The organism is Burkholderia sp. Bp9031, assembly GCF_003857965.1.
Taxonomy (GTDB): Bacteria; Pseudomonadota; Gammaproteobacteria; order Burkholderiales; family Burkholderiaceae; genus Burkholderia; species Burkholderia ambifaria_A.
In genome coordinates, this window is the sequence record NZ_QTPW01000001.1 from 549,411 (window position 1) to 569,386 (window position 19,976).

Annotated in this window: 16 protein-coding genes and 1 pseudogene; 15 read left to right on the forward strand and 2 right to left on the reverse strand. The window is 67.4% G+C overall.

The genetic code is table 11. From position 1 onward, the window contains the following. Positions 1 to 98 precede the first annotated feature (98 nt). Positions 99 to 1,613: an MDR family MFS transporter gene (locus DIE15_RS02430; protein WP_124832277.1), complete on the forward strand. Its 1,515-nt coding sequence runs from the start codon at positions 99 to 101 to the stop codon at positions 1,611 to 1,613. Positions 1,614 to 1,710: 97 nt separating this feature from the next. On the opposite strand, the pseudogene DIE15_RS02435 reads toward DIE15_RS02430, so the two are convergent. Then, a pseudogene (locus tag DIE15_RS02435) lies at positions 1,711 to 2,708 on the reverse strand (quinone oxidoreductase family protein). Positions 2,709 to 2,833: 125 nt separating this feature from the next. Here DIE15_RS02435 and DIE15_RS02440 point away from each other — a divergent pair. From DIE15_RS02440 to DIE15_RS02475, 8 genes are all read left to right on the forward strand, one after another. After that, the gene (locus DIE15_RS02440) at positions 2,834 to 3,748 is read left to right on the forward strand and encodes a LysR family transcriptional regulator (protein WP_124832278.1); all 915 of its coding nucleotides are present in this window, start codon (positions 2,834 to 2,836) and stop codon (positions 3,746 to 3,748) included. A 115-nt stretch (positions 3,749 to 3,863) separates the two neighbouring features. Continuing rightward, positions 3,864 to 4,424: a GNAT family N-acetyltransferase gene (locus DIE15_RS02445; RefSeq protein ID WP_124832279.1), complete on the forward strand. Its 561-nt coding sequence runs from the start codon at positions 3,864 to 3,866 to the stop codon at positions 4,422 to 4,424. A gap of 9 nt (positions 4,425 to 4,433) precedes the next feature. Continuing rightward, positions 4,434 to 5,267, forward strand: a complete 834-nt coding sequence (locus DIE15_RS02450; protein ID WP_124832280.1) for a MerR family transcriptional regulator — start codon at positions 4,434 to 4,436, stop codon at positions 5,265 to 5,267. A 268-nt stretch (positions 5,268 to 5,535) separates the two neighbouring features. After that, complete coding sequence (locus tag DIE15_RS02455) at positions 5,536 to 6,210, forward strand: lysoplasmalogenase (protein WP_124832281.1); 675 nt, start codon at positions 5,536 to 5,538, stop codon at positions 6,208 to 6,210. Between the two features lie 243 nt (positions 6,211 to 6,453). Further along, positions 6,454 to 8,049, forward strand: a complete 1,596-nt coding sequence (locus DIE15_RS02460; protein ID WP_124832282.1) for an NAD(P)/FAD-dependent oxidoreductase — start codon at positions 6,454 to 6,456, stop codon at positions 8,047 to 8,049. Positions 8,050 to 8,070: 21 nt separating this feature from the next. Then, positions 8,071 to 9,009 (forward strand): SDR family oxidoreductase, encoded by a 939-nt coding sequence (locus tag DIE15_RS02465; RefSeq protein WP_057929336.1) that lies wholly within the window; start codon positions 8,071 to 8,073, stop codon positions 9,007 to 9,009. Then, positions 9,006 to 9,911 carry a metal-dependent hydrolase gene (locus DIE15_RS02470; protein ID WP_057929337.1) on the forward strand — a complete coding sequence of 302 codons (906 nt, stop codon included), beginning with the start codon at positions 9,006 to 9,008 and terminating at the stop codon, positions 9,909 to 9,911. The genes DIE15_RS02465 and DIE15_RS02470 overlap by 4 nt, the downstream gene beginning before the upstream one ends. A 4-nt stretch (positions 9,912 to 9,915) precedes the next feature. Beyond that, entirely contained in the window at positions 9,916 to 10,851 is a 936-nt protein-coding gene (locus DIE15_RS02475; protein ID WP_124832283.1) for an alpha/beta fold hydrolase, read from the forward strand. Here DIE15_RS02475 and DIE15_RS02480 read toward each other — a convergent pair. Next, the gene (locus tag DIE15_RS02480; RefSeq protein WP_057929339.1) at positions 10,812 to 11,366 is read right to left on the reverse strand and encodes a putative glycolipid-binding domain-containing protein; all 555 of its coding nucleotides are present in this window, start codon (positions 11,364 to 11,366) and stop codon (positions 10,812 to 10,814) included. The genes DIE15_RS02475 and DIE15_RS02480 overlap by 40 nt on opposite strands. Positions 11,367 to 11,621: 255 nt before the next feature. Here DIE15_RS02480 and DIE15_RS02485 point away from each other — a divergent pair, with 255 nt between their 5' ends. From DIE15_RS02485 to DIE15_RS02510, 6 genes are all read left to right on the forward strand, one after another. Then, positions 11,622 to 12,515: an urea transporter gene (locus DIE15_RS02485; RefSeq protein WP_057929340.1), complete on the forward strand. Its 894-nt coding sequence runs from the start codon at positions 11,622 to 11,624 to the stop codon at positions 12,513 to 12,515. Further along, the gene (locus DIE15_RS02490; RefSeq protein WP_057929341.1) at positions 12,490 to 13,266 is read left to right on the forward strand and encodes a class II aldolase/adducin family protein; all 777 of its coding nucleotides are present in this window, start codon (positions 12,490 to 12,492) and stop codon (positions 13,264 to 13,266) included. Before DIE15_RS02485 ends, DIE15_RS02490 begins: the two co-directional genes overlap by 26 nt. 62 nt (positions 13,267 to 13,328) lie before the next feature. After that, positions 13,329 to 13,517, forward strand: coding sequence for a 4-oxalocrotonate tautomerase (locus DIE15_RS02495; protein ID WP_014898956.1), 189 nt, complete (start codon positions 13,329 to 13,331; stop codon positions 13,515 to 13,517). A gap of 331 nt (positions 13,518 to 13,848) precedes the next feature. Beyond that, positions 13,849 to 14,595 (forward strand): hypothetical protein, encoded by a 747-nt coding sequence (locus DIE15_RS02500; protein WP_124832284.1) that lies wholly within the window; start codon positions 13,849 to 13,851, stop codon positions 14,593 to 14,595. A gap of 144 nt (positions 14,596 to 14,739) precedes the next feature. Further along, the gene (locus DIE15_RS02505; RefSeq protein ID WP_057929342.1) at positions 14,740 to 14,961 is read left to right on the forward strand and encodes a hypothetical protein; all 222 of its coding nucleotides are present in this window, start codon (positions 14,740 to 14,742) and stop codon (positions 14,959 to 14,961) included. A 161-nt stretch (positions 14,962 to 15,122) separates the two neighbouring features. Continuing rightward, on the forward strand, positions 15,123 to 19,964 hold the full coding sequence (locus DIE15_RS02510; RefSeq protein ID WP_124832285.1) for an NAD-glutamate dehydrogenase: 4,842 nt from the start codon (positions 15,123 to 15,125) through the stop codon (positions 19,962 to 19,964). Positions 19,965 to 19,976 lie beyond the last annotated feature (12 nt).

Below are 19,976 nucleotides of genomic sequence, written 5' to 3' on the forward strand. Positions count from 1 at the left end.
CCCGTTACCGATGCAACAAATCGAGGCTCGGCAGAAATTGACTGGTCAACCAATCGGTTCTATATTTCGATCAATTCACTGCCATGGCAGATATATCGATGAGAACCGATACCCTCCTTGCTCCGCCGGCCGCCGAAGCGGCCCGCCGCGACGCGCCGACCGGGCTGATCGTCGCCGCGCTGCTGCTCGTCATGCTGCTATCCGCGCTCGACCAGACGATCGTGTCGACCGCACTGCCGACGATCGTCGGCGAGCTCGGCGGCCTCGACCAGTTGTCGTGGGTCGTCACCGCGTACCTGCTGTCGTCGACGGTCGTGCTGCCGCTGTACGGCAAGCTCGGCGACCTGTACGGCCGCAAGATCGTGCTGCAGGCCGCGATCGTGCTGTTTCTCGCCGGCTCCGCGCTGTGCGGCATCGCGCAGGACATGACGCAGCTGATCGTGCTGCGCGCGCTGCAAGGGCTCGGCGGCGGCGGCCTGATGGTCGTCACGATGGCCGCGATCGGCGACCTGGTGCCGCCCGAGCGCCGTGCGCGCTATCAAGGGATGTTCGGCGGCGTGTACGGCCTCGCGACGATCGTCGGGCCGCTGCTCGGCGGTTTCCTCGTCGAACACCTGTCGTGGCGCTGGATCTTCACGATCAACCTGCCGCTCGGCTTTGTCGCGCTCGCGGTGATCGGCATCGCGTTTCGGCCGCACACCGCGCACGTGAAGCACCGGATCGACTACATGGGCGCCGCGTTCCTCGCGACGGCCCTCACCTGCGTGATCCTGTTCACGAGCGAAGGCGGTTCGCTGCTGCCATGGTCGTCGCCGCAGCTATGGATGACGCTCGTGCTCGGCCTGGTCGCGGTCGGCGGCTTCGTCTACGAGGAGCGGCTCGCGGCCGAGCCGATCATGCCGCTCGCACTGTTCCGCCAGCGCACCTTCGTGCTGATGAGCCTGATCGGCTTCGTCGTCGGCATCGCGCTGTTCGGTTCGGTCACGTTCATTCCACTCTATCTGCAGGTCGTGAAGGGCTCGACGCCGTCGCAGGCCGGGATGCAGCTGCTGCCGATGATGGGCGGGATGCTCGCGATGTCGGTCGCGAGCGGCCGGCTGATCTCGCGGCTCGGCACGTATCGCCCGTTTCCGATCGCGGGGACGCTGATTGGCGGCATCGCGATGGCGCTGCTGTCGACGCTGTCGCTCGACACGCCGCTGCACACGATGTACGCGTATATGGCGCTACTCGGGATCGGGCTCGGCATGGTGATGCCGGTGCTGACGCTCGCCGTCCAGAACACGGTCGAATTCCGGCACATGGGTGTCGCGACATCGGGCGCGACGCTGTTCCGCTCGATCGGCGGCTCGCTCGGCGTCGCCGCGTTCGGCGCGCTGTTCTCGCATGGGCTGCAGTCGCGGATCGCGCAGGCGCTGCCGGCCGGCACGGAGCTGCCGCCCGCGCTCGGGCCGGCAGCCGTGCACCAGTTGCCGGATGCTGTGCGCGATGCGTACCTGCACGCGTTCGCCGGGTCGCTGCATGTGGTGTATCTGGCGGCGGCGGGCGTGATCGCGATCGCATTCGTGCTGGCGTGGTTCGTCGAAAGTACGCCGCTGCGCAAGCATCACTGATCTGCCGGGAAACGGCGGCGCGGCGGCGGCGCCCGCCTGCGGATCGACACCGCGAAGCGATCGCCGTCGTGACTTTCGATCGCCGCGCGATCCGCCGTCACGGCACCAGCACCACCCCGCCCGTCGTCTGACGCGACTCCAGCAACCGGTGCGCGTCGGCCGCCTGTTCGAGCGGCAGCCGCGCGCCGATTTCCACGTGCATCCCGTCCGCGAGCCGTTCGAGCGTCGCGCGCGCGGCTTCCCGATACCCTTCCACATCACGCGCAATAAAGCCGAGCACGCTTGGCCGCGCGAGCGCAATCGAGCGGGCCGGGCCGAGTTCGTCGAGATCGATCGTCTGCCGCGCGCCGATCGCGGCGACCTGCCCGATGCTCGCGACCATCCCGAACGGCCGGACCGCGCCGAGCGTGCGTGTCAGCACGTCGCCGCCGATCCCGTCGATCGCATAGTCGACGCCCGCGCCGCCGCCGAATGCACGCGCCGTCTGGACAAAGTCCTCCTCGCGATAGTCGACCACCGCTTCCGCTCCATGCGCGCGCACGAGTGCCCCTTTGCAGCCGAACCGACGGTGCCGATCACCCGCGCACCGAGCGCGCGCGCCCACTGCGTCGCCAGCAGCCCGACACCGCCGGCCGCCGCGTGCACGAGCACGGTGTCGCCGGCACCGACCTGCCGCACGCGGTGCAGCAGCATGTAGACGGTGATGCCTTTCAGCAGCCCGGCGGCGGCGGCGGCGTCGCTCACACCGTCGGGCATGGGCACGACACGCTCGGCAGGCAGCGTGCGCAGGCTCGCGTAGCTTCCGGTCGGCAGTCCCGCATACGCGACGCGCTGGCCGGGAACGAACGCCGTCACGCCAGGCCCGACCACGTCGATCACGCCGGCGGCCTCGACGCCGAGCGCATCCGGCAGCGCCGGCAATGGATGCGCGCCGGTCCTGAAATAGATGTCGACGAAGTTCACGCCGACGGCGGTCTGGCGAATCCGCACCTCGCCGGCACCGGGCGGCACGACGGGTGCATCGACGCGGCGCAGCACGCCGGCGTCGCCGTAGCGGTCGAGCCCGATCCGGATGGCGGTGGCAGTTTGGGTCATGACGTTCCTCGCAATCGAATGAAGTGACACGATCATCCCATCGTGCATAATCGATCGGAATTCCTGTTATTTGCCCATCTACCGTGCAAAATTCGACCGATACGACGCCATCGCCCCCGCTGCCGATGAGTTGGGACGACCTCCGCTATTTCCTCGCGGTGATACGCGGCGGCAGCCTGTCGGCCGCCGCGCGGGCGCTGCAGGTCCAGCATTCGACAGTCGCCCGGCGCATCGACGCGCTGGAGTCCTCGCTCGGCATCCGGCTGTTCGACCGGCTGCCGCGCGGCTGGCCACCGACCGACGAAGGGCTGCATCTCGCCGATCATGCCGGCCGCGTCGAAGCCGACGTGCATGCGTTCGCGCGCGCCGCGCAAGGGGCGGCGACGCTCGACGGCATGGTACGCGTGTCGGCGTCGCCGGTGTTCGCGAGCCACTTTCTCGCACCGCGGCTCGCCCGCGCGCAGCGCGCGTGGCCGGCGCTGCGGATCGACCTGATGGGCGAGATGCACGCGGCCAACCTGTACGCACGCGAAGCCGATCTCGCGGTGCGCCTGTCGCGGCCGAGCGAGCCGGGGCTGGCCGCGCGCCGGCTCGGCACGATGCGCTTCGCGCTGTGCGCGTCGCCCGACTGGGTTGCCGCGCCGCCCGATACGTGGGCGTTTCTCGGCTACGACGACGCGCTCGCGCAGATGCCGCAGCAGCAGTGGCTCGAACGCTTCGCGGCCGGTCGCCGCTTCGCGTTCATCGCGAACGATCTGGCCGCGCTGCACCGCGCGTGCGTGGCCGGTGCGGGGATTGCGTTGCTGCCGCGCTTTCTCGTCGACGATCCGGCAACGCATGCGGGCACGGAATCGCCGGCGCCGGTCGATCCGTCGTTGTCGGCCGCCACCGGGCTCGTCGAACTGACGTCCGTGCCCCGTTGCGATGTCGAGCGCGAGATCTGGCTGGTCGTCCACCCGGACGTGCGGCGCTCGCCGCGCGTGCAGCGGGTCGCGGATGCGATCGCCGACGCAGTTCGCGACGCGGACGGGCACCTGTAAGCCGGTCGCGCAGGCCTCGGACCGCCGCACGATGCGGCCGCGGCCTCGGCCAACGCCTTTACCGCGCCACCCGACGGCCGGCATAGTAGCAATTTCATCCGCCCGCTCCGCCACCATGCCCGCCGCTCCCGCCTGCGTCGTCCGCGACGCGACCGATGCCGATCTCGACGCCATTCACGCGATCTACGCGCACCACGTGCGCCACAGCGTCGCGTCGTTCGAGGAGACGCCGCCCGATGTCGACGAACTGCGCGCGCGCCGCGACGCCGTGCTGCGTCACGGGCTGCCCTATCTCGTCGCGGAATACGACGGCCGCCTGGCCGGTTACGCCTATGCGACGCCGTATCGCACGCGCAGCGCGTACCGCCACACGATCGAGGATTCGATCTACATCGACGACGCGCAGCGCGGCCGCGGCATCGGCCGCGCGCTGCTCGCGGCACTGATCGCGCGGTGCGAGGCCGGCCCGTGGCGGCAGATGATCGCGGTGATCGCCGACGGCGGCACCGGCGGCTCGACGTCGCTGCACCGTGCATTCGGTTTCGAGCCCGCAGGCGTGCTGAAGGCGGTCGGTTTCAAGCACGGCCGCTGGATCGATACCGCGCTGATGCAGCGCGCGCTCGGCGACGGCGCACGCACGCTCCCCGCCTCGCCCGAGCCTGTCGCGCCGCGCTAGAATGGCCGCATGTCAAAACAGACTCCAACCATGCCAGACGAGGCCGCAGCCGATTCCCGCAACGAGTACACGGTCGACGAACTCGCGCGCGTGTCGGACACGACCGTGCGCAACGTTCGGGCATACCAGGATCGCGGGCTGCTCGCCCCGCCCGAGAAGCGCGGGCGCGTCGGCATCTACGACGACACGCACGTCGCCCGCCTGAAGCTGATCAACCACCTGCTCGCACGCGGCTACACGCTGTCGAACATCCAGGACCTGATCATGGCGATCGACGAAGGCCACGACCTGCGCTCGATCCTCGGCCTGGAAAACGCGATCGGCGGCCGCTGGTCGCACGAACTGCCGAAAACCTATTCGCTCGCCGCGCTCGCGCAGATGTTCGGCCCGCAGACGGCGTCGCAACTGTCGCGCGTGACCGAGCTCGGGCTGCTCGAACGGCGCGGCCTGTCGTTCGTCGCGAAAAGCCCCGCGCTGCTCGAAGCAGCGGCCGCGATGACGAAGGAAGGCATCCCGCCGCGCGAACTGCTCGACGTGATCAGCGTCGCGCGGCCGCATTTCGACGCGATCGCGCGGCTGCTCGTCGATCTCGTCGTGAAGCGGCTCGACCGCTACGACGAAGGCACGCTGCCGCCGGTCAACGACGTGCCCGCGCTCGTCGATGCGATCTGGCGCCTGCGCCCGCTCGCGGCCGTGTTCGTCGAAGGCGAGACGAACCGCGCGCTCGAGAACGCGGCGAGTGCCTATCTCGGCGGACGCGTCGCGACGATCCTCGACAAGAAGCTCAGCGACGAAGCGGCGCGGCAGGCCGGTGTGAAGGCGCCGAAAGACGGCGAAGGCTAGGCCACGCTGCTGCTGCGGGTTCGCGGGCACAACACCGCGAAACGACGAGGCGCACACATCGCGATCACCAAACAGCCGGCGGCACGCAATGCCCGCCGGCTGTTCTTTTTCGATCCCGCCGCATCGGTGCGCCCCAGATCGCCGAGCCTCCGCAACCTAGAAGGATTCGCCGGTTTTCCCGCCCCCGTTCTTCCGGATAATGACCTGCAGCCGCGCCCACGACGGCGCGCCGTCCACCGCAGATAACAACCATCCGGAGACACCCGCGTTGATCGCCACGCTTCCCGCCGCCTATCGCCGGCTCTGGCCGCTCGCCGTCGCCGCCGCGCTGCTGTATGGGCTGTCGCTCGCCGCCGCGCCCTATCCCGGCCAGGCGGCCGCAAAAGCCGCGATGGGCCTCCTGCTGCTCGCGGCCGGCAGCACCTGCGCGGCACCACGCGAGCGTGCGTGGCTGTGCGCGGCGCTCGCGACGGCCGTGCTCGGCGACGTGCTGCTCGCGCTGCCCGAGTGGCCGCTGTCGTTCGTCCTCGGTCTCGGCGCATTCCTGCTCACGCATTTGTGCTACTGCACGATCTTCATGCGCTGGCGCGCGCGGCCGCACGGCTGGCGCATCGGCGCGCTGATCGGGCTATGGATCGCCGCACCGGCGTTCTACGCGGCATTCCTTCCGCACTTGGGCGAGCTGCTCGCACCGGTCGCCGTCTACATGCTCGTGCTGTGCGCGATGGCGAGCTTCGCGCTCGCGGCCCGCACGCGCGGCCCGCTGGTCGCCATCGGCAGCCTGATCTTCGTCGGCTCCGACACGCTGATCGGCGTCGGGCGCTTCCTCGGCGGCTTTCCCGGCATCGGTTACCTGATCTGGGGCCTCTACGCGCTTGCGCAGGTCACGATCGTCGCCGGGGTTTTCCATGAGGCGGCCGCCCGCTCGATCCGTCCCCGATAGTGTTTCAAACAAGCCGTCGCGCGCCGCCGGCCTCGTCTCCCGCCTCGGCCGCCCTGCCGACGGCCGTTTCCGCGCATCCCGTCATGCGGAAACCGCCCTGTTCCAAACCCCGCTCAGCCTTTTCCCGCACGGCTTCCGGCCCTTAGAGCGCCGCTTCTAGCCTCTTGCGGTTTCCAGGCTCACCCACTATCGTTACATCACACAATGTAACATTAGAAAATGAGCCAAATCGGAGACACCCGGATGAATGCTCGCACGTTGCCTTTCGGCCCGCCCGGCCACGACGGCCTGGACGAAACCACCGACATCGCCATCATCGGCACCGGCTTCGCCGGTCTCGGGATGGCCATCCGCCTGCGGCAGACAGGCGTGACCGACTTCGTCGTCCTCGAGAAGGCCGCGTCGGTCGGCGGCACGTGGCGCGACAATCATTACCCCGGGTGTGCATGCGACGTGCAATCGCACGTCTATTCGTTCTCGTTCGCGCCGAACCCGCGCTGGACGCGCATGTTCGCGCCGCAGCCGGAGATTCGCGCGTATCTGGAAGACTGCGTGCAGCGCTTCGGCGTCGGCCCGCACCTGCGCCTGAACCACGCGCTGCAGCGCGCCGAATACGACGAAGCCGCGCAACGCTGGCGCCTCACGTTCGCGAACGGCAAGCGGCTGTCGGCGCGCGTGCTGGTGTCGGGGATGGGCGGCCTGTCGCGCGCCGCGCTGCCGGCGATTCCCGGCGTCGAGAACTTCAAGGGCCGCGCGTTCCATTCGCAGCAGTGGGATCACGACTATGCGCTCGAAGGCAAGCGCGTCGCGGTGATCGGCACCGGCGCGAGCGCGATCCAGTTCGTGCCGCAGATCGCGCCGCGCGTGAAGGCACTCGCGCTGTTCCAGCGCACCCCGCCGTGGATCATGCCGAAGCCCGACCGCAACCTGACCGGGTTCGAGAAATGGCTGTTCCGCACGCTGCCGTTCACGCAGAAGGCCGTGCGCAGCAGCATCTACTGGATGCTCGAATCGCGCGTGCTCGGCTTCGCGATCCATCCGTCGCTGATGAAGAACGTGCAGAAGCTCGCGCTGCGCCACATCCGCAAGCAGATTCCCGATCCGGCGCTGCGCGAGACCGTCACGCCGAACTACACGCTCGGCTGCAAGCGCGTGCTGATCTCGAACGACTACTACCCGGCGCTGTCACGCAAGAACGTCGACGTGATCACGACCGGCATCGACCACATCGAAGCCGACGCGGTCGTGACGACCGACGGCAAGCGTCATGAAGTCGACTGCCTGATCTACGGCACAGGCTTCCAGGTTGCCGATCCGTATCCGCGCGGCGCGATCATCGGCCGCGGCGGGCTCGACATCGTCGACGCCTGGCGCGACGGCGCGCACGCGTATCTGGGCTCGACGCTGCCGGGCTACCCGAACTTCTTCATGATCGTCGGCCCGAACACGGGCCTCGGCCACAACTCGATGGTGTTCATGATCGAGTCGCAGATCGAATACATCCTCGGCGCGCTGCAGGCGATGCATCGCGAACGCGCGGATGCGATCGAGGTGCGCCCGCTCGTCGAGGCGCAGTTCAACAGCGACCTGCAGGGCAAGCTCAAGAAGGCGATCTGGTCGACGGGCGGCTGCAAGAGCTGGTACCTCGATCCGCGCACCGGCAAGAACACGACGCTGTGGCCGGGCTTCACCTGGCGCTTCCGCCAGGCGACCGCGCACTTCTCGATCGCCGATTACCACGCGTATCGCGCACCGCAACACGACACGACCGCGCGGCCCGTCGCCGCGCCCGCCGCTTCCGCTTCCGCTTCGACTTCCACGTCCGTCGAAGCGGCCTGAGCCAGACAAGGAGCCACCGACATGAGAGATTTCGCCAACAAGGTCGCCGCGATCACGGGCGCAGGCTCGGGCATGGGCCGCTCGCTCGCGCTCCAGCTCGCGCAGGCCGGCTGCCACGTGTCGCTCGCCGACAAGAACGGCGTCGGCCTCGCCGAAACCGAGCGGATCGTCCGCGCGATCGCGCCGAACGTGCGCGTATCGACGCGCGTGCTCGACGTCGGCGATCGCGACGCGATGTTCGCGTGGGCCGACGACACCGCGAAGGAACACGGCAAGGTCAACCTGATCTTCAACAACGCGGGCGTCGCGCTGTCGAGCACGATCGAAGGGATGGAATACAGCGATCTCGAGTGGATCGTGAACATCAACTTCTGGGGCGTCGTGCACGGCACGAAGGCGTTCCTGCCGCACCTGAAGGCATCGGGCGACGGCCACGTGATCAACACGTCGAGCATTTTCGGGATCTTCGCGCAGCCGGGCATGAGCGGCTACAACGCGACCAAGTTCGCGGTGCGCGGCTTCAGCGAATCGCTGCGGGAGGAGCTCGACATGATGAAGTGCGGCGTGTCCGCCACATGCGTGCACCCCGGCGGCATCCGCACCAACATCGCGCAATCGAGTCGCGTCGCGAAGAACATGGTCGGCTTCATCGTCGAGAGCGAGCAGCAAGGCAAGGACAGCTTCGAGAAGTTCTTCATCACGACCGCCGACGAAGCCGCGCGCACGATCCTCGCCGGCGTGCGCAAGAACAAGCGCCGCGTGCTGATCGGCCGAGACGCGAAAGGCGCGGACTGGATGGCGCGCATCCTGCCGGCCGCGTACCAGGCGCTCGTCGTGCTCGTGACGCGCCGCGAAGCCGCGAAGGCCCGTCGCGCGGCTGTTCGCTACGGCGCGCCCGCGGCCGCCCCGCTTCACGCCACCTACAACAACGCAGGCAATCAGGGAGGAGAACAATCATGACGACCCCGAACATGATGCCCGTGCGGCGCGACATCCGTTTCGCGCTGCCGCCCGAGCGCGCGAAGGACTGGCATGTCCAGGGCGTGCCGGTCACCCACTTCATGAACGCGCTGTCGCTGCTGTTCCCGGCCGGCGAGCGCTTCTTCATGGATTCGGTGCGCAACTACCGCGACCGCATCGAGGATCCGGCGCTGAAGAAGCAGGTGCTCGGCTTCATCGGCCAGGAAGCGATGCACACCCGCGAGCACATCGAGTACAACGATCTGCTGCAGTCGTCCGGCCTGCCCGCGCACAAGCTCGACAAGCGGCTGTGGACGATCCTCGGCTTCTTCAAGAAGACGCTGCCGCATTCGATGCAGCTCGCGATCACCATCGCGCTCGAGCATTACACGGCGATCCTCGCGAACCAGCTGCTGTCGGGCCACGAACACCGGATCGACGGGTCCGTAGAAGGCTACCAGCAGATGTGGATGTGGCACGCGATGGAGGAAACCGAGCACAAGGCGGTGTCGTACGACGTATGGAACGCAGTGACGAAGCCGGGCCTCGGCAGCTACCTGCTGCGCACCAGCACGATGCTGCTCACGACCGTGATGTTCTGGACGATCGTGTTCGACTTCCACGTGCGGCTGATGCTGTCGCACCGTCGCAAGCACGGCAGGTTCGGTGGCATGTGGCGCCTCGTGAAGTATCTGTACGGCCCGAGGACCGGCGTGTTCCCGAGCATCGCGCGCGAATGGCTCGACTACTTCCGTCCTGGCTTCCACCCGTGGGACCACGACAACCATCAGTACCTGCAGGGGCTCGACACGCTGCTCGCGAACATCGACGCGACCAACGCGCGCTACGCGGCGCAGGCCGCCCCGCGCCGCGTGCCGCTGCATCCGGTTGCCCAGGCATGACGTCATGGCGCGCGCACACGAGATGCTGACCGTCCGCTCCGGCGACGTGAAACTCGCCGTCTACGTCAGCGGCCCGCGGCGCGCGCCGCCGCTGATCCTCGTGCACGGCTATCCCGATTCGGCTGCCGTATGGGCGCCGGTTCGCGCGCGGCTCGCGAAGCGCTATCGCGTGATCGCCTACGACGTGCGCGGCGCCGGGGCATCCGATGCGCCGCGCCGCCGCGCGGACTACGCGCTCGCGCGGCTCGCGGAGGACCTGAAGGCTGTCGCCGACGCGACCTGCGGCAACCGGCCGTTTCATCTGGTCGGTCACGACTGGGGGTCGATCCAGTGCTGGGAGGCCGTGACCGATCCCGCGTTCCGCGGCCGGATCGCGTCGTACACGTCGATTTCCGGCCCCTGCCTCGACCACGTGTTCCGCGCGAAGATGCGGCTCAAGCAGAGCCTGAAGTCGTGGTACATCGCGTTCTTCCACCTGCCGGTCGTGCCGTCGCTGGTGTGGCGGCTCGGCGGCGCCGCGCTGTGGCCGCGCTGGCTGCAGTTGACCGAACGCGTGCGATCCGAGCGCGATCCGGCGCAACTGAAGAACGCGCTGAACGGGTTGCAGTTGTACCGCGCGAATTTCCTCGCACGGGCGCGAAAGCCGCGCGAGCGGTATGCGCAGGCGCCGGTGCAGATCCTCGTGCCGGTGCGCGACCGCTACGTGACGCCAGAGATGTCGGTCGGTCTCGAGCGCTGGCTCGGCGAGCACGTGCGCGAAGAAATCGACGGCGCGCACTGGATCGTCGTGCGCAATCCGGAGCTGATCGCGGCGCGGATCGACCGGTTTGCGGCGGCGCAGGAGAAGCCGGCCGTCACGGCGACGGCGACGGCAGCGGGAACGGGAACGGCAGCGACCGTTCAGCGCAACGTCGGCAGGCGCTTGAACAGCGTTTCGTAGTCGATCACGAGCCCGTCGGCGTCGATGTCCATCTCCGCCGTGAAATTCCGGAAGATGCCTTCGTAGCGATAGCGCCGGCCGGGCTCGAGGCACGCATAGGCCTGCTTGACCGGCGCGACGGTCAAATCCGGCGTCGAGATGTACGCGACGTCGATCGGCCGCCGCTCGCCGCGCGCGAGACCGAGGCGGCCGATCGGCAGCGAATTCGTGAACGGCGTCGCCGCGATGTCGATGTCGACGCAGCCATCCAGTTCCGGCAGCGCGCGGCCTGAACCGTCACGCCAGTGCCCGGCGCCGTCGCCGTGCAGTTCGAGCGTGCCGCCGCCCATCACCTTGAGCACCGCATGCCTGACCCGCCACTGCGGATCGCACTCGACCCGGTACGCGAGCCCGTACGCGCGGCCGTACCGCTGGCCGACCACGGCGCTTTCGACGACGATGCCGGCTTCACTCCGATCGAACGTCAGGTGTTCGATTCCGTCGCCCTCGAGCGACGCCCAGCGCAGTTCACGCATCGTTCCGCCTCCTCGTTGCCCCACAAAACGATAACGCGTCAGCCCGCGCACGAAAACAATAGCGATGATCCAAATTTGCTACCAAACCGCGCAGTTCTCGCGAAACCGCTAACACACGTGTTCCGAATACGCGCCGGCCGCCTCTCTGCGCCCCAATTCAGGGCACCCATCCCAAATCCTGACTATCCAGAATTCCCTATTCCGGTGCATGGGATTGTGTCCTATGCTCGCGGCACGTCCTGTTCCGCCGCTGCCATGCCAACCGCCCGCCCCGCTTCGCCGTCGATCGATCTGCGCATCCTGCTGCGCGGCATCGGACAGATCGTGCTGCAGGCGAACGCGTTCACCGGCGCGATGCTGGTTGCCGCACTCGCGCTGACCGACCTGCGGCTCGCGTGCGCGGCGCTGGTCGGCGCGGCCGCCGCCAACCTGACCGCGGTGCTGACCGGCGCGCCGCGCCGCGACGTCGAACAGGGTCTGCACGGCTTCAACGGCGCGCTCGCCGCGCTGGTGGCCGTCCTCTTTGCACCCGTCCCGCTGGCGGCGCTCGCGCTGGTGCCGCTCGCCGCGATCGGCGCCGCGCTCGTGCAGCGCGCGATGCGCACCCCGCTCGCGAAATGGCGCCAGTGCCCGTATTCGAGTCCGTGCCTCGCAGCCACCGCACTGTGGCTGCCGTTTGTCGCGGCGCAGCATGCGAGCGATGCCGCGGCGGGCGCGGCATTGACGCTTTCCTCCGTCGCCGCCGCACTGCTGTCGGGCGTCGCGCAAACCACCTTCGCACAGGGCGCGTGGGCCGGCATGCTGATCGTCGCCGGCATCGCGGCCGCCTCCGGCCGCGCGGCCGCGTTCGCGCTCGGCGGCGCGATCGTGTCGACCGTGCTGCTGGTCGCGCTCGGTGCCGACGGCGCAGTGTTCACCGACGGCCTGCTCGGCTTCAACGGCGCGCTTGCCGCGCTTGCGTTGATGTCGCGCGGCACGCGCGCGGCGCTCGCGGCGGCTGCACTGGCCGCGCTGATCCAGTGGCTCGCGATGCATGCGGGCCTCACCGCGCTCACGGCCCCGTTCGCACTCGCGTCGTGGATCACGGTAGCCGTCGCGCGCCGCTTTACCCTCGGAGAACCCGATGTCGTCATTCGCACACCGTCCTGACGCCGTGAAGCCCGGCGGCCCGATCTCGGACGCCGAGCGCCGGCTGCGCGTCGATCTCGCCGCCGCCTATCGCCTGGTCGCGCTGAACGGCTGGGACGACCTGATCTACACGCATCTTTCCGCGGCGGTGCCAGGCGAACCCGGCCATTTCCTGATCAACCCGTTCGGCCTCACGTTCGACGAAGTCCGCGCATCGAACCTCGTGAAGATCGACGTGGCCGGCAACCGGATCGGCGACAGCGAGCATGCGGTCAACGTGACGGGCTTCGCGCTGCATGCGGCCGTGCACACCGCGCGCGCCGACGCCGTCTGCGTGATGCATCTGCACAATACGGCCGGCATCGCCGTGTCGATCCAGCGCGACGGGCTGCTGCCCGCGTCGCAGCACGCGCTGCGGTTCCACGGCGACCTCGCGTATCACGACTACGAGGCGCTCGCTTTCTCGCCGGCCGAAGGCGCACGGCTGACCGCCAGCCTCGGTGCGAAATCCGCGATGCTGCTGCGCAACCACGGCACGCTGACGGTCGGCCGGACCGTCGCCGAGGCGTATGTGCTGATGGATACGCTGATCAAGGCGTGCGACATCCAGGTGCGCGCGCAGGCCGGCGGCGGACCGCTCGTGCTGCCCGAGCCGGCGGTCGCCGACCGCACCGCCGAGCAGTTGCGCGACGGCGGCGCGATCGAGGGCGAACTGGAGTGGCCGGCGCTGCTGCGCCGCCTCGACCGGATCGATCCGTCGTATCGCGACTGATCCGGCGCCGCCACCAATCTCCCGACGAATCGTTCAACCCCCAACCATCGGAGTATCCAGTCATGCCAACTTTCAATATCCAGTTGTTCGAAGGCCGCACGGTCGAGCAGAAGCGCGCATTCGTCGAAGCGATCACGCGCGTCACGTGCGAGACGCTCGGCTGCGATCCGGGCTCGGTCGACATCATTCTCGCCGACGTGAAGAAGGAGAACTGGGCGACGGCCGGGAAGCTGTGGAGCGACGAGCGCTGACGAGCGTCTCCGGGATCTGCGTGCGTCCAGAACCTGGACACGCGCTGCCCGGATAACGGTTCGCCCTCTCCTCACCGGCAATAATATGCTTGATTCATCAACTATCTCGATATATTGCCGTTGACAATTGGTCTCGTGGCAATTAGCTTTCGTAAGCGCAGGTGCATCCGGATTCTTCTGGATACAAATTCGCATAACGAATCAAATGTACTGCATCAGAATCCGAAAGAATCTAGCCAGCTGATCGCCGTCTATTGGTGCCAACGCCAGCGATGAAAACCCGGCAAAAAGAACCATGCCGATATTCAACTCATCATCGCAGGTGGACATCATGAAAACCATGACGCTCAAAGGCTATTTCGCTGCTGTACGGCTCTCATTGACCTCCTTCTCGAGCACCGGTTTCGGCAGCCCGGTGCCAACGACATCCGACGCGGGAGCGAATCCATCTTCCGGCCAGACATGGGAGGCCGTCAAAAACGGCACCGACTACAAAATCATCAAAGTTTCCGACGAACGTTTTTTAATCGTCTACGGAAACAAGAACAATATTTCAGGGTACGCTGTTTATGATCGACGAAACGGCCCAACCGGTACCGAGTATGTGCCATGGACGTCGATTTCGTCTGACATCACAATCGGAATTCAGGAGACGAGTAGTCAATCGATCGGGGTCATGCTTAGCAGCGACGGCGAAACCACGAGCTTTGTCGAGAAACCCTACCGGCCTCGGCATAACGTACGAAACGTAATCCGCCCCGGCAAATGGTCCGCAACGGTCTCCGGTACTTCGATGCAACTCCACATCGCTCCCAACCTCGTAGACGTGTCCATCGATATTGGCAAATGCAGGCTGACCGGAAAGGCAAAATCACCCAGTCAGGAAAATGCGTCTCGTGTGACGTTGTCGCCGGCGACGGCGACCTGCCCGACGACTGTAGGGCACGCATTTGACGCCGCGTTGCTATTTTCGGAGGATCTTGCTGTCGTCTACCCGATGAACCGAGAGTCGGAAAACGTTATTTTCGTCGGTTCCGAGGTCGGCTCAAGCGCACTCAACACGATGCCACAGCCCTGAAACACCTCCATTTGTGCACAATGGCGAGAAATGTGCCGAGCAAAATGTTCTGCAATGACTTTGCCCACCGGCAACTTCGGATTCAAGTTCTGGAACTGCGTCAATAGTTGTAACGCGTTGGCGGGATGCTAAAAGGGCAAACCAATGATCTCTGACAAGCAAATCGCAAGTGTCTTGAACGACATGATCCTGCAAATGGGAGCCGAACTGGATCGCTCCCTGCTGACAGTCAAGGCGTCGTGTCCGGACTCGGAATTCGTCGCCTATCGCGAATTCGTATCGCAAGTATTGACCACGATGCTGCTCGACTTCATGAATCCGCTCTACGCGCGCCACCCCGACCTGAAACCGCCGGACCTCGCTTGAGCTTCTCCTGCAACGCCGGGCACGCGCGTTGCAGGCAGCCTCCCTTCCCTGCTCCCTGTTGTGCGTTCGCACATCGCGCCGTCACGCAATCGGCGCATCAATCGGCGCATAATGCCGAACACACATGCAGCAGCCAATGGCCACCCGACCAGGAGCCCGCCATGGAAGCGAAGAACGAAGAAGTCGTCGCACACCTGCTCTCCGATGTCGTCGAATTCGCGCGCGCTCGCCTGCCCGAGGCCACGTTCCGGATCGTCGAACCGTTCCTGCGTCATTACTACGATTTCGTCGACGCCGATGATCTGCAGAATCGCGGCATCGCCGACCTGTACGGCGCCGCGATGGCCCACTGGCAGACCGCCCAGAAATTCGTGCCCGGCAGCGAGCGGCTGCGCGTATACAACCCGATCCTCGAACAGCACGGCTGGCACTCGGATCACACGGTGATCGAGATCGTCAACGACGACATGCCGTTTCTCGTCGACTCGGTGACGATGGCGGTGAACCGCCTCGGGCTCGCGCTGCACTCCGCGCTGCACCCGGTGTTCCGCATCTGGCGCGGCAGCAACGGCGGGATCGAACGCGTCGACGCAGGCGGCGCGACGCCTGGCGACGGCCAGTCGCAGCTCGCATCGTTCATCCATTTCGAAGTCGACCGCTGCGGCGACGCCGCGCTGCTCGATACGCTGCGCGACGACATCGCGCGCGTGCTCGGCGACGTGCGCGCGTCGGTCGAGGACTGGCCGAAGATCGTCGACATCGCGCGCGCGACGATCAAGGACCTGAAAGCCCGCGAATCGACCGCGGAAGACATCGAGGCACGCGCGTTCCTCGAATGGATGGCCGCCGACCACTTCACGTTCCTCGGCCAGCGCGATTACGCGCTCGTGTCGGACGGCAACGGCTTCGGGCTGCGCGGCGTCGAAGGCTCGGGCTTCGGCCTGCTGCGCGAATCGCTGCGCCCGCCCGGCGCGTCGGACGTGACACCGCTGCCGCCAGCCGCCGCCGAGATCATCACCGGTCCCTGGCCGATCTTCCTGACCAAGGCGAACTCGCGCGCGACCGTGCACCGGCCCGGCTACCTCGACTACGTCGGCGTGAAACTGGTCGGCGCCGACGGCAAGGTGAGCGGCGAGCGCCGCTTCATCGGGCTCTACACGTCGACCGCGTACATGGTGTCGAGCGCCGAGATCCCGATCGTGCGCCGCAAGTGCGCGAACATCGTGCGGCGCGCGGGCTTCCTGCCGAAGGGGCATCTCGGCAAGTCGCTGGTGACGGTGCTCGAAACCTATCCGCGCGACGAACTGTTCCAGGCCGACGAAGACCAGCTCTACGACATCGCGCTCGGCATCCTGCGCCTGCAGGAACATCAGCGCACGCGCCTGTTCGTGCGGCGCGACCGCTTCGACCGCTTCGTGTCGTGCCTCGCATTCGTGCCGCGCGACAAGTACAACACCGACCTGCGCCGCCGCATCGCGAAGCTGCTCGTCGACGCGTACAACGGCGTCAACGTCGAATTCACGCCGCTGCTGTCGGAATCGGCGATCGCGCGGATTCACTTCGTCGTCCATGCGGAACCGGGCACGATGCCGGACGTCGACACGCGCGAGCTCGAAACGCGGCTCGTGCAGGTCACGCGCCGCTGGCAGGACGATCTCGCGGACGCGCTGCTCGACGCGTTCGGCGAAGAGCAAGGCAACCGGCTGCTGCAGCGCTATGCGGATTCGTTCCCGGCCGGCTACCGCGACGACTATCCGGCGCGCACGGCCGTTCGCGACATCGAGCTGATCGAGCGCGTGAAGGAGTCGGGCCAGCTCGCGATGAACCTGTACCGCCCGATCGAGGCCGGGCCGCGCGCGTTCCGCTTCAAGGTATATCGCGCGGGCGACCCGATCGCGCTGTCGCGCAGCCTGCCGATGCTGGAACATCTGGGCGTGCGCGTCGACGAGGAGCGGCCGTACCGGATCCAGACGCAGGATGCCGCGCCCGCCTGGGTGCACGATTTCGGCCTCGAACTCGCCGACGATACCGAGTTCGACATCGAGCGCGTGAAGGGCCTGTTCGAGGATGCGTTCGACCGGATCTGGACCGGCCGGATCGAGAACGACGACTTCAACCGCCTCGTGTTGCGCGCGCACCTGAGCGCACGCGAAGTCACGATCCTGCGTGCGTATGCGAAATACCTGCGACAGGTCGGCTCAACGTTCAGCGACGCGTACATCGAGCGCGCGCTGACCGGCAACCCGGCGATCGCGCGGCAGCTCGTCGAGCTGTTCCTGGTGCGCTTCGACCCGGCCACGGGCAGCACGCGCGACGTGCAGGCCGAACGCCTGCTGAAGGCGATCGAGACGGCGCTCGACCAGGTGCCGAACCTCGACGAGGATCGGATCCTGCGCCAGTTCCTCGGCGTGATCAACGCGACCGAGCGCACCAACTATTTCCTGCACGACGCGAACGGCGAATCGAAGCCATACCTGTCGTTCAAGTTCAATCCGGCGAAGGTGCCCGGCCTGCCCGAGCCGAAGCCGATGTTCGAGATCTGGGTGTACTCGCCGCGCGTCGAGGGCGTGCACCTGCGCGGCGGGCGCGTCGCGCGCGGCGGGCTGCGCTGGTCCGACCGCCGCGAGGATTTCCGCACCGAGGTGCTCGGGCTGATGAAGGCGCAGATGGTGAAGAACGTCGTGATCGTGCCGGTCGGCTCGAAAGGCGGCTTCGTCGTAAAGAATCCGCCGTCGCCGAGCGATCGCGAAGCGTGGATGCGCGAAGGCATCGCGTGCTACCAGACATTCCTGCGCGGCCTGCTCGACCTGACCGACAATCTCGCCGGCAACGCGATCGTGCCGCCGCCCGACGTGGTACGGCACGATCCCGACGATCCGTATCTCGTCGTCGCGGCCGACAAAGGCACGGCCACCTTCTCCGACTACGCGAACGCGATCTCGCACGAATACGGCTTCTGGCTCGACGATGCGTTCGCGTCCGGCGGCTCGGTCGGCTACGACCACAAGAAGATGGCGATCACCGCGCGCGGCGCGTGGGAATCGGTGAAGCGCCACTTCCGCGAGATGGGTGTCGATACGCAGACGACCGACTTCACCGTGGTCGGTGTCGGCGACATGTCGGGCGACGTGTTCGGCAACGGGATGCTGCTGTCGCCGCATATCCGGCTCGTCGCGGCGTTCGACCACCGGCACGTGTTCCTCGACCCGAACCCCGACCCTGCGACGAGCTTCGCGGAGCGCCAGCGGATGTTCGCGCTCGAGCGCTCGAGCTGGGCCGACTACGACACGTCCGTGATCTCCGCGGGCGGCGGCGTCTACCCGCGCACCGCGAAGACGATCCCGCTGTCGCCGGCCGTGCAGGCCGCGCTCGGCATCGATGCGCACGCGCTGCCGCCGACCGAGCTGATCCGCGCGATCCTGCAGGCGCCGGTCGATCTGCTGTACAACGGCGGCATCGGCACCTACGTGAAGGCCGCGCACGAAACCCACCAGCAGGTCGGCGATCGTGCGAACGACGCGGTGCGCGTCAACGGCGCGGACCTGCGCTGCAAGGTCGTCGGCGAAGGCGGCAACCTCGGCTGCACGCAGTTCGGGCGCATCGAGTTCGCGCAGCGCGGCGGGCGCATCAACACCGACGCGATCGACAACTCGGCCGGCGTCGATTGTTCGGATCACGAAGTCAACATCAAGATCCTGCTCGGGCTCGTCGTCACGGACGGCGAGATGACCGAGAAACAGCGCAACGCACTGCTCGCGGAAATGACCGACGAAGTCGGGCTGCTGGTGCTGCGCGACAACTACTACCAGACGCAGGCGCTGTCGATCGCGGGGCGCTACAGCGTCGAGCTGCTCGACGCCGAGGCGCGCCTGATGCGCTGGCTCGAACGCGCGGGCCGCCTGAATCGCGTGATCGAGTTCCTGCCGACCGACGACGAGATCGCCGAACGGCAAACCGCCAAGCAGGGCCTCACGTCGCCGGAGCGGGCGGTGCTGCTCGCGTACAGCAAGATGTGGCTGTACGACGCGCTGCTCGAATCCGACGTGCCCGAGGATCCGCTCGTCGCCGCGATGCTCGTCGACTACTTCCCGAAGCCGCTGCAACAGCGCTTCAGCGAACCGATGCAGCGTCACCCGCTGCGCCGCGAGATTCTCGCGACGCACCTGACCAACGCACTCGTCAACCGCGTCGGCTGCGCGTTCGTGCACCGGCTGATGGAGGAAACCGACGCGAAGCCCGGCGACATCGTGCGCGCCTGCATCATGGCGCGCGACGTGTTCGATCTCGATGCGGTGTGGCGCGACATCGACGCGCTCGACAACCGCGTCGCCGACGACGTGCAAGCGCGCATGTTCGTCGACGTCGCGCGGCTGCTGGAGCGTGCGGCGCTGTGGTTCCTGCGGCACCTGCAGTCGGGCGCGGTGGCTGACGGCGGCGTCGCCGGACTGATCGCGCGCTGCCGCGACGCGGTGCAGCGCATCGCACCGCAACTGCCGTCGCTGCTGCCGGCAAGCGATCTCGAAGCGCTGTCCGAACGGCAGCGCGTATTGGTCGACGCCGGCGTCGACAGCGCACTCGCCGGGCGCGTCGCGAGCGGCGACATCTCCGTCGCGCTGCTCGACATCGCCGAAGTGGCCGCAACCTGCGATCGCAGCCTCGAACTGGTCGCGGGCGTGTACTTCTCGCTCGGCACGCTGCTGAACTACGGGTGGATCGGCGAACGCGCCGCCACGCTGCCGACCCCGACGCACTGGGACATGCTGGCACGCGCCGCTGCACTCGCGGAAGTTGCGCGGCTCAAGCGCACGCTGGCGACCAGCGCGCTTGCGGAATCGGCCGACTCGGCGGCGCCCGAGACGATCGTCCACGCGTGGCGCGAACGCCGCGAGGCGGCGCTGCAGCGCTACGAGCACCTGCTCGCCGACCTGCGTACATCGGGTGGCGCGAGCCTCGCGGTGCTGCTCGTGATCGTGCGCGAGATGGCCGTGCTGGAGCGCCCGTGACGCGTAACCGCG

What these genes read in the sequence shown, in the direction of transcription:
- DIE15_RS02450 (WP_124832280.1), top strand. Translation starts at nt 4,434, where the DNA reads ATGTCAAAACAGACTCCAACCATGCCAGACGAGGCCGCAGCCGATTCC.
- DIE15_RS02505 (WP_057929342.1), top strand. Translation starts at nt 14,740, where the DNA reads ATGATCTCTGACAAGCAAATCGCAAGTGTCTTGAACGACATGATCCTG.
- DIE15_RS02480 (WP_057929339.1), bottom strand. Translation starts at nt 11,366, where the DNA reads ATGCGTGAACTGCGCTGGGCGTCGCTCGAGGGCGACGGAATCGAACAC.
- DIE15_RS02495 (WP_014898956.1), top strand. Translation starts at nt 13,329, where the DNA reads ATGCCAACTTTCAATATCCAGTTGTTCGAAGGCCGCACGGTCGAGCAG.
- DIE15_RS02500 (WP_124832284.1), top strand. Translation starts at nt 13,849, where the DNA reads ATGAAAACCATGACGCTCAAAGGCTATTTCGCTGCTGTACGGCTCTCA.
- DIE15_RS02510 (WP_124832285.1), top strand. Translation starts at nt 15,123, where the DNA reads ATGGAAGCGAAGAACGAAGAAGTCGTCGCACACCTGCTCTCCGATGTC.
- DIE15_RS02485 (WP_057929340.1), top strand. Translation starts at nt 11,622, where the DNA reads ATGCCAACCGCCCGCCCCGCTTCGCCGTCGATCGATCTGCGCATCCTG.
- DIE15_RS02475 (WP_124832283.1), top strand. Translation starts at nt 9,916, where the DNA reads ATGGCGCGCGCACACGAGATGCTGACCGTCCGCTCCGGCGACGTGAAA.
- DIE15_RS02490 (WP_057929341.1), top strand. Translation starts at nt 12,490, where the DNA reads ATGTCGTCATTCGCACACCGTCCTGACGCCGTGAAGCCCGGCGGCCCG.
- DIE15_RS02465 (WP_057929336.1), top strand. Translation starts at nt 8,071, where the DNA reads ATGAGAGATTTCGCCAACAAGGTCGCCGCGATCACGGGCGCAGGCTCG.
- DIE15_RS02445 (WP_124832279.1), top strand. Translation starts at nt 3,864, where the DNA reads ATGCCCGCCGCTCCCGCCTGCGTCGTCCGCGACGCGACCGATGCCGAT.
- DIE15_RS02470 (WP_057929337.1), top strand. Translation starts at nt 9,006, where the DNA reads ATGACGACCCCGAACATGATGCCCGTGCGGCGCGACATCCGTTTCGCG.
- DIE15_RS02460 (WP_124832282.1), top strand. Translation starts at nt 6,454, where the DNA reads ATGAATGCTCGCACGTTGCCTTTCGGCCCGCCCGGCCACGACGGCCTG.
- DIE15_RS02430 (WP_124832277.1), top strand. Translation starts at nt 99, where the DNA reads ATGAGAACCGATACCCTCCTTGCTCCGCCGGCCGCCGAAGCGGCCCGC.
- DIE15_RS02440 (WP_124832278.1), top strand. Translation starts at nt 2,834, where the DNA reads ATGAGTTGGGACGACCTCCGCTATTTCCTCGCGGTGATACGCGGCGGC.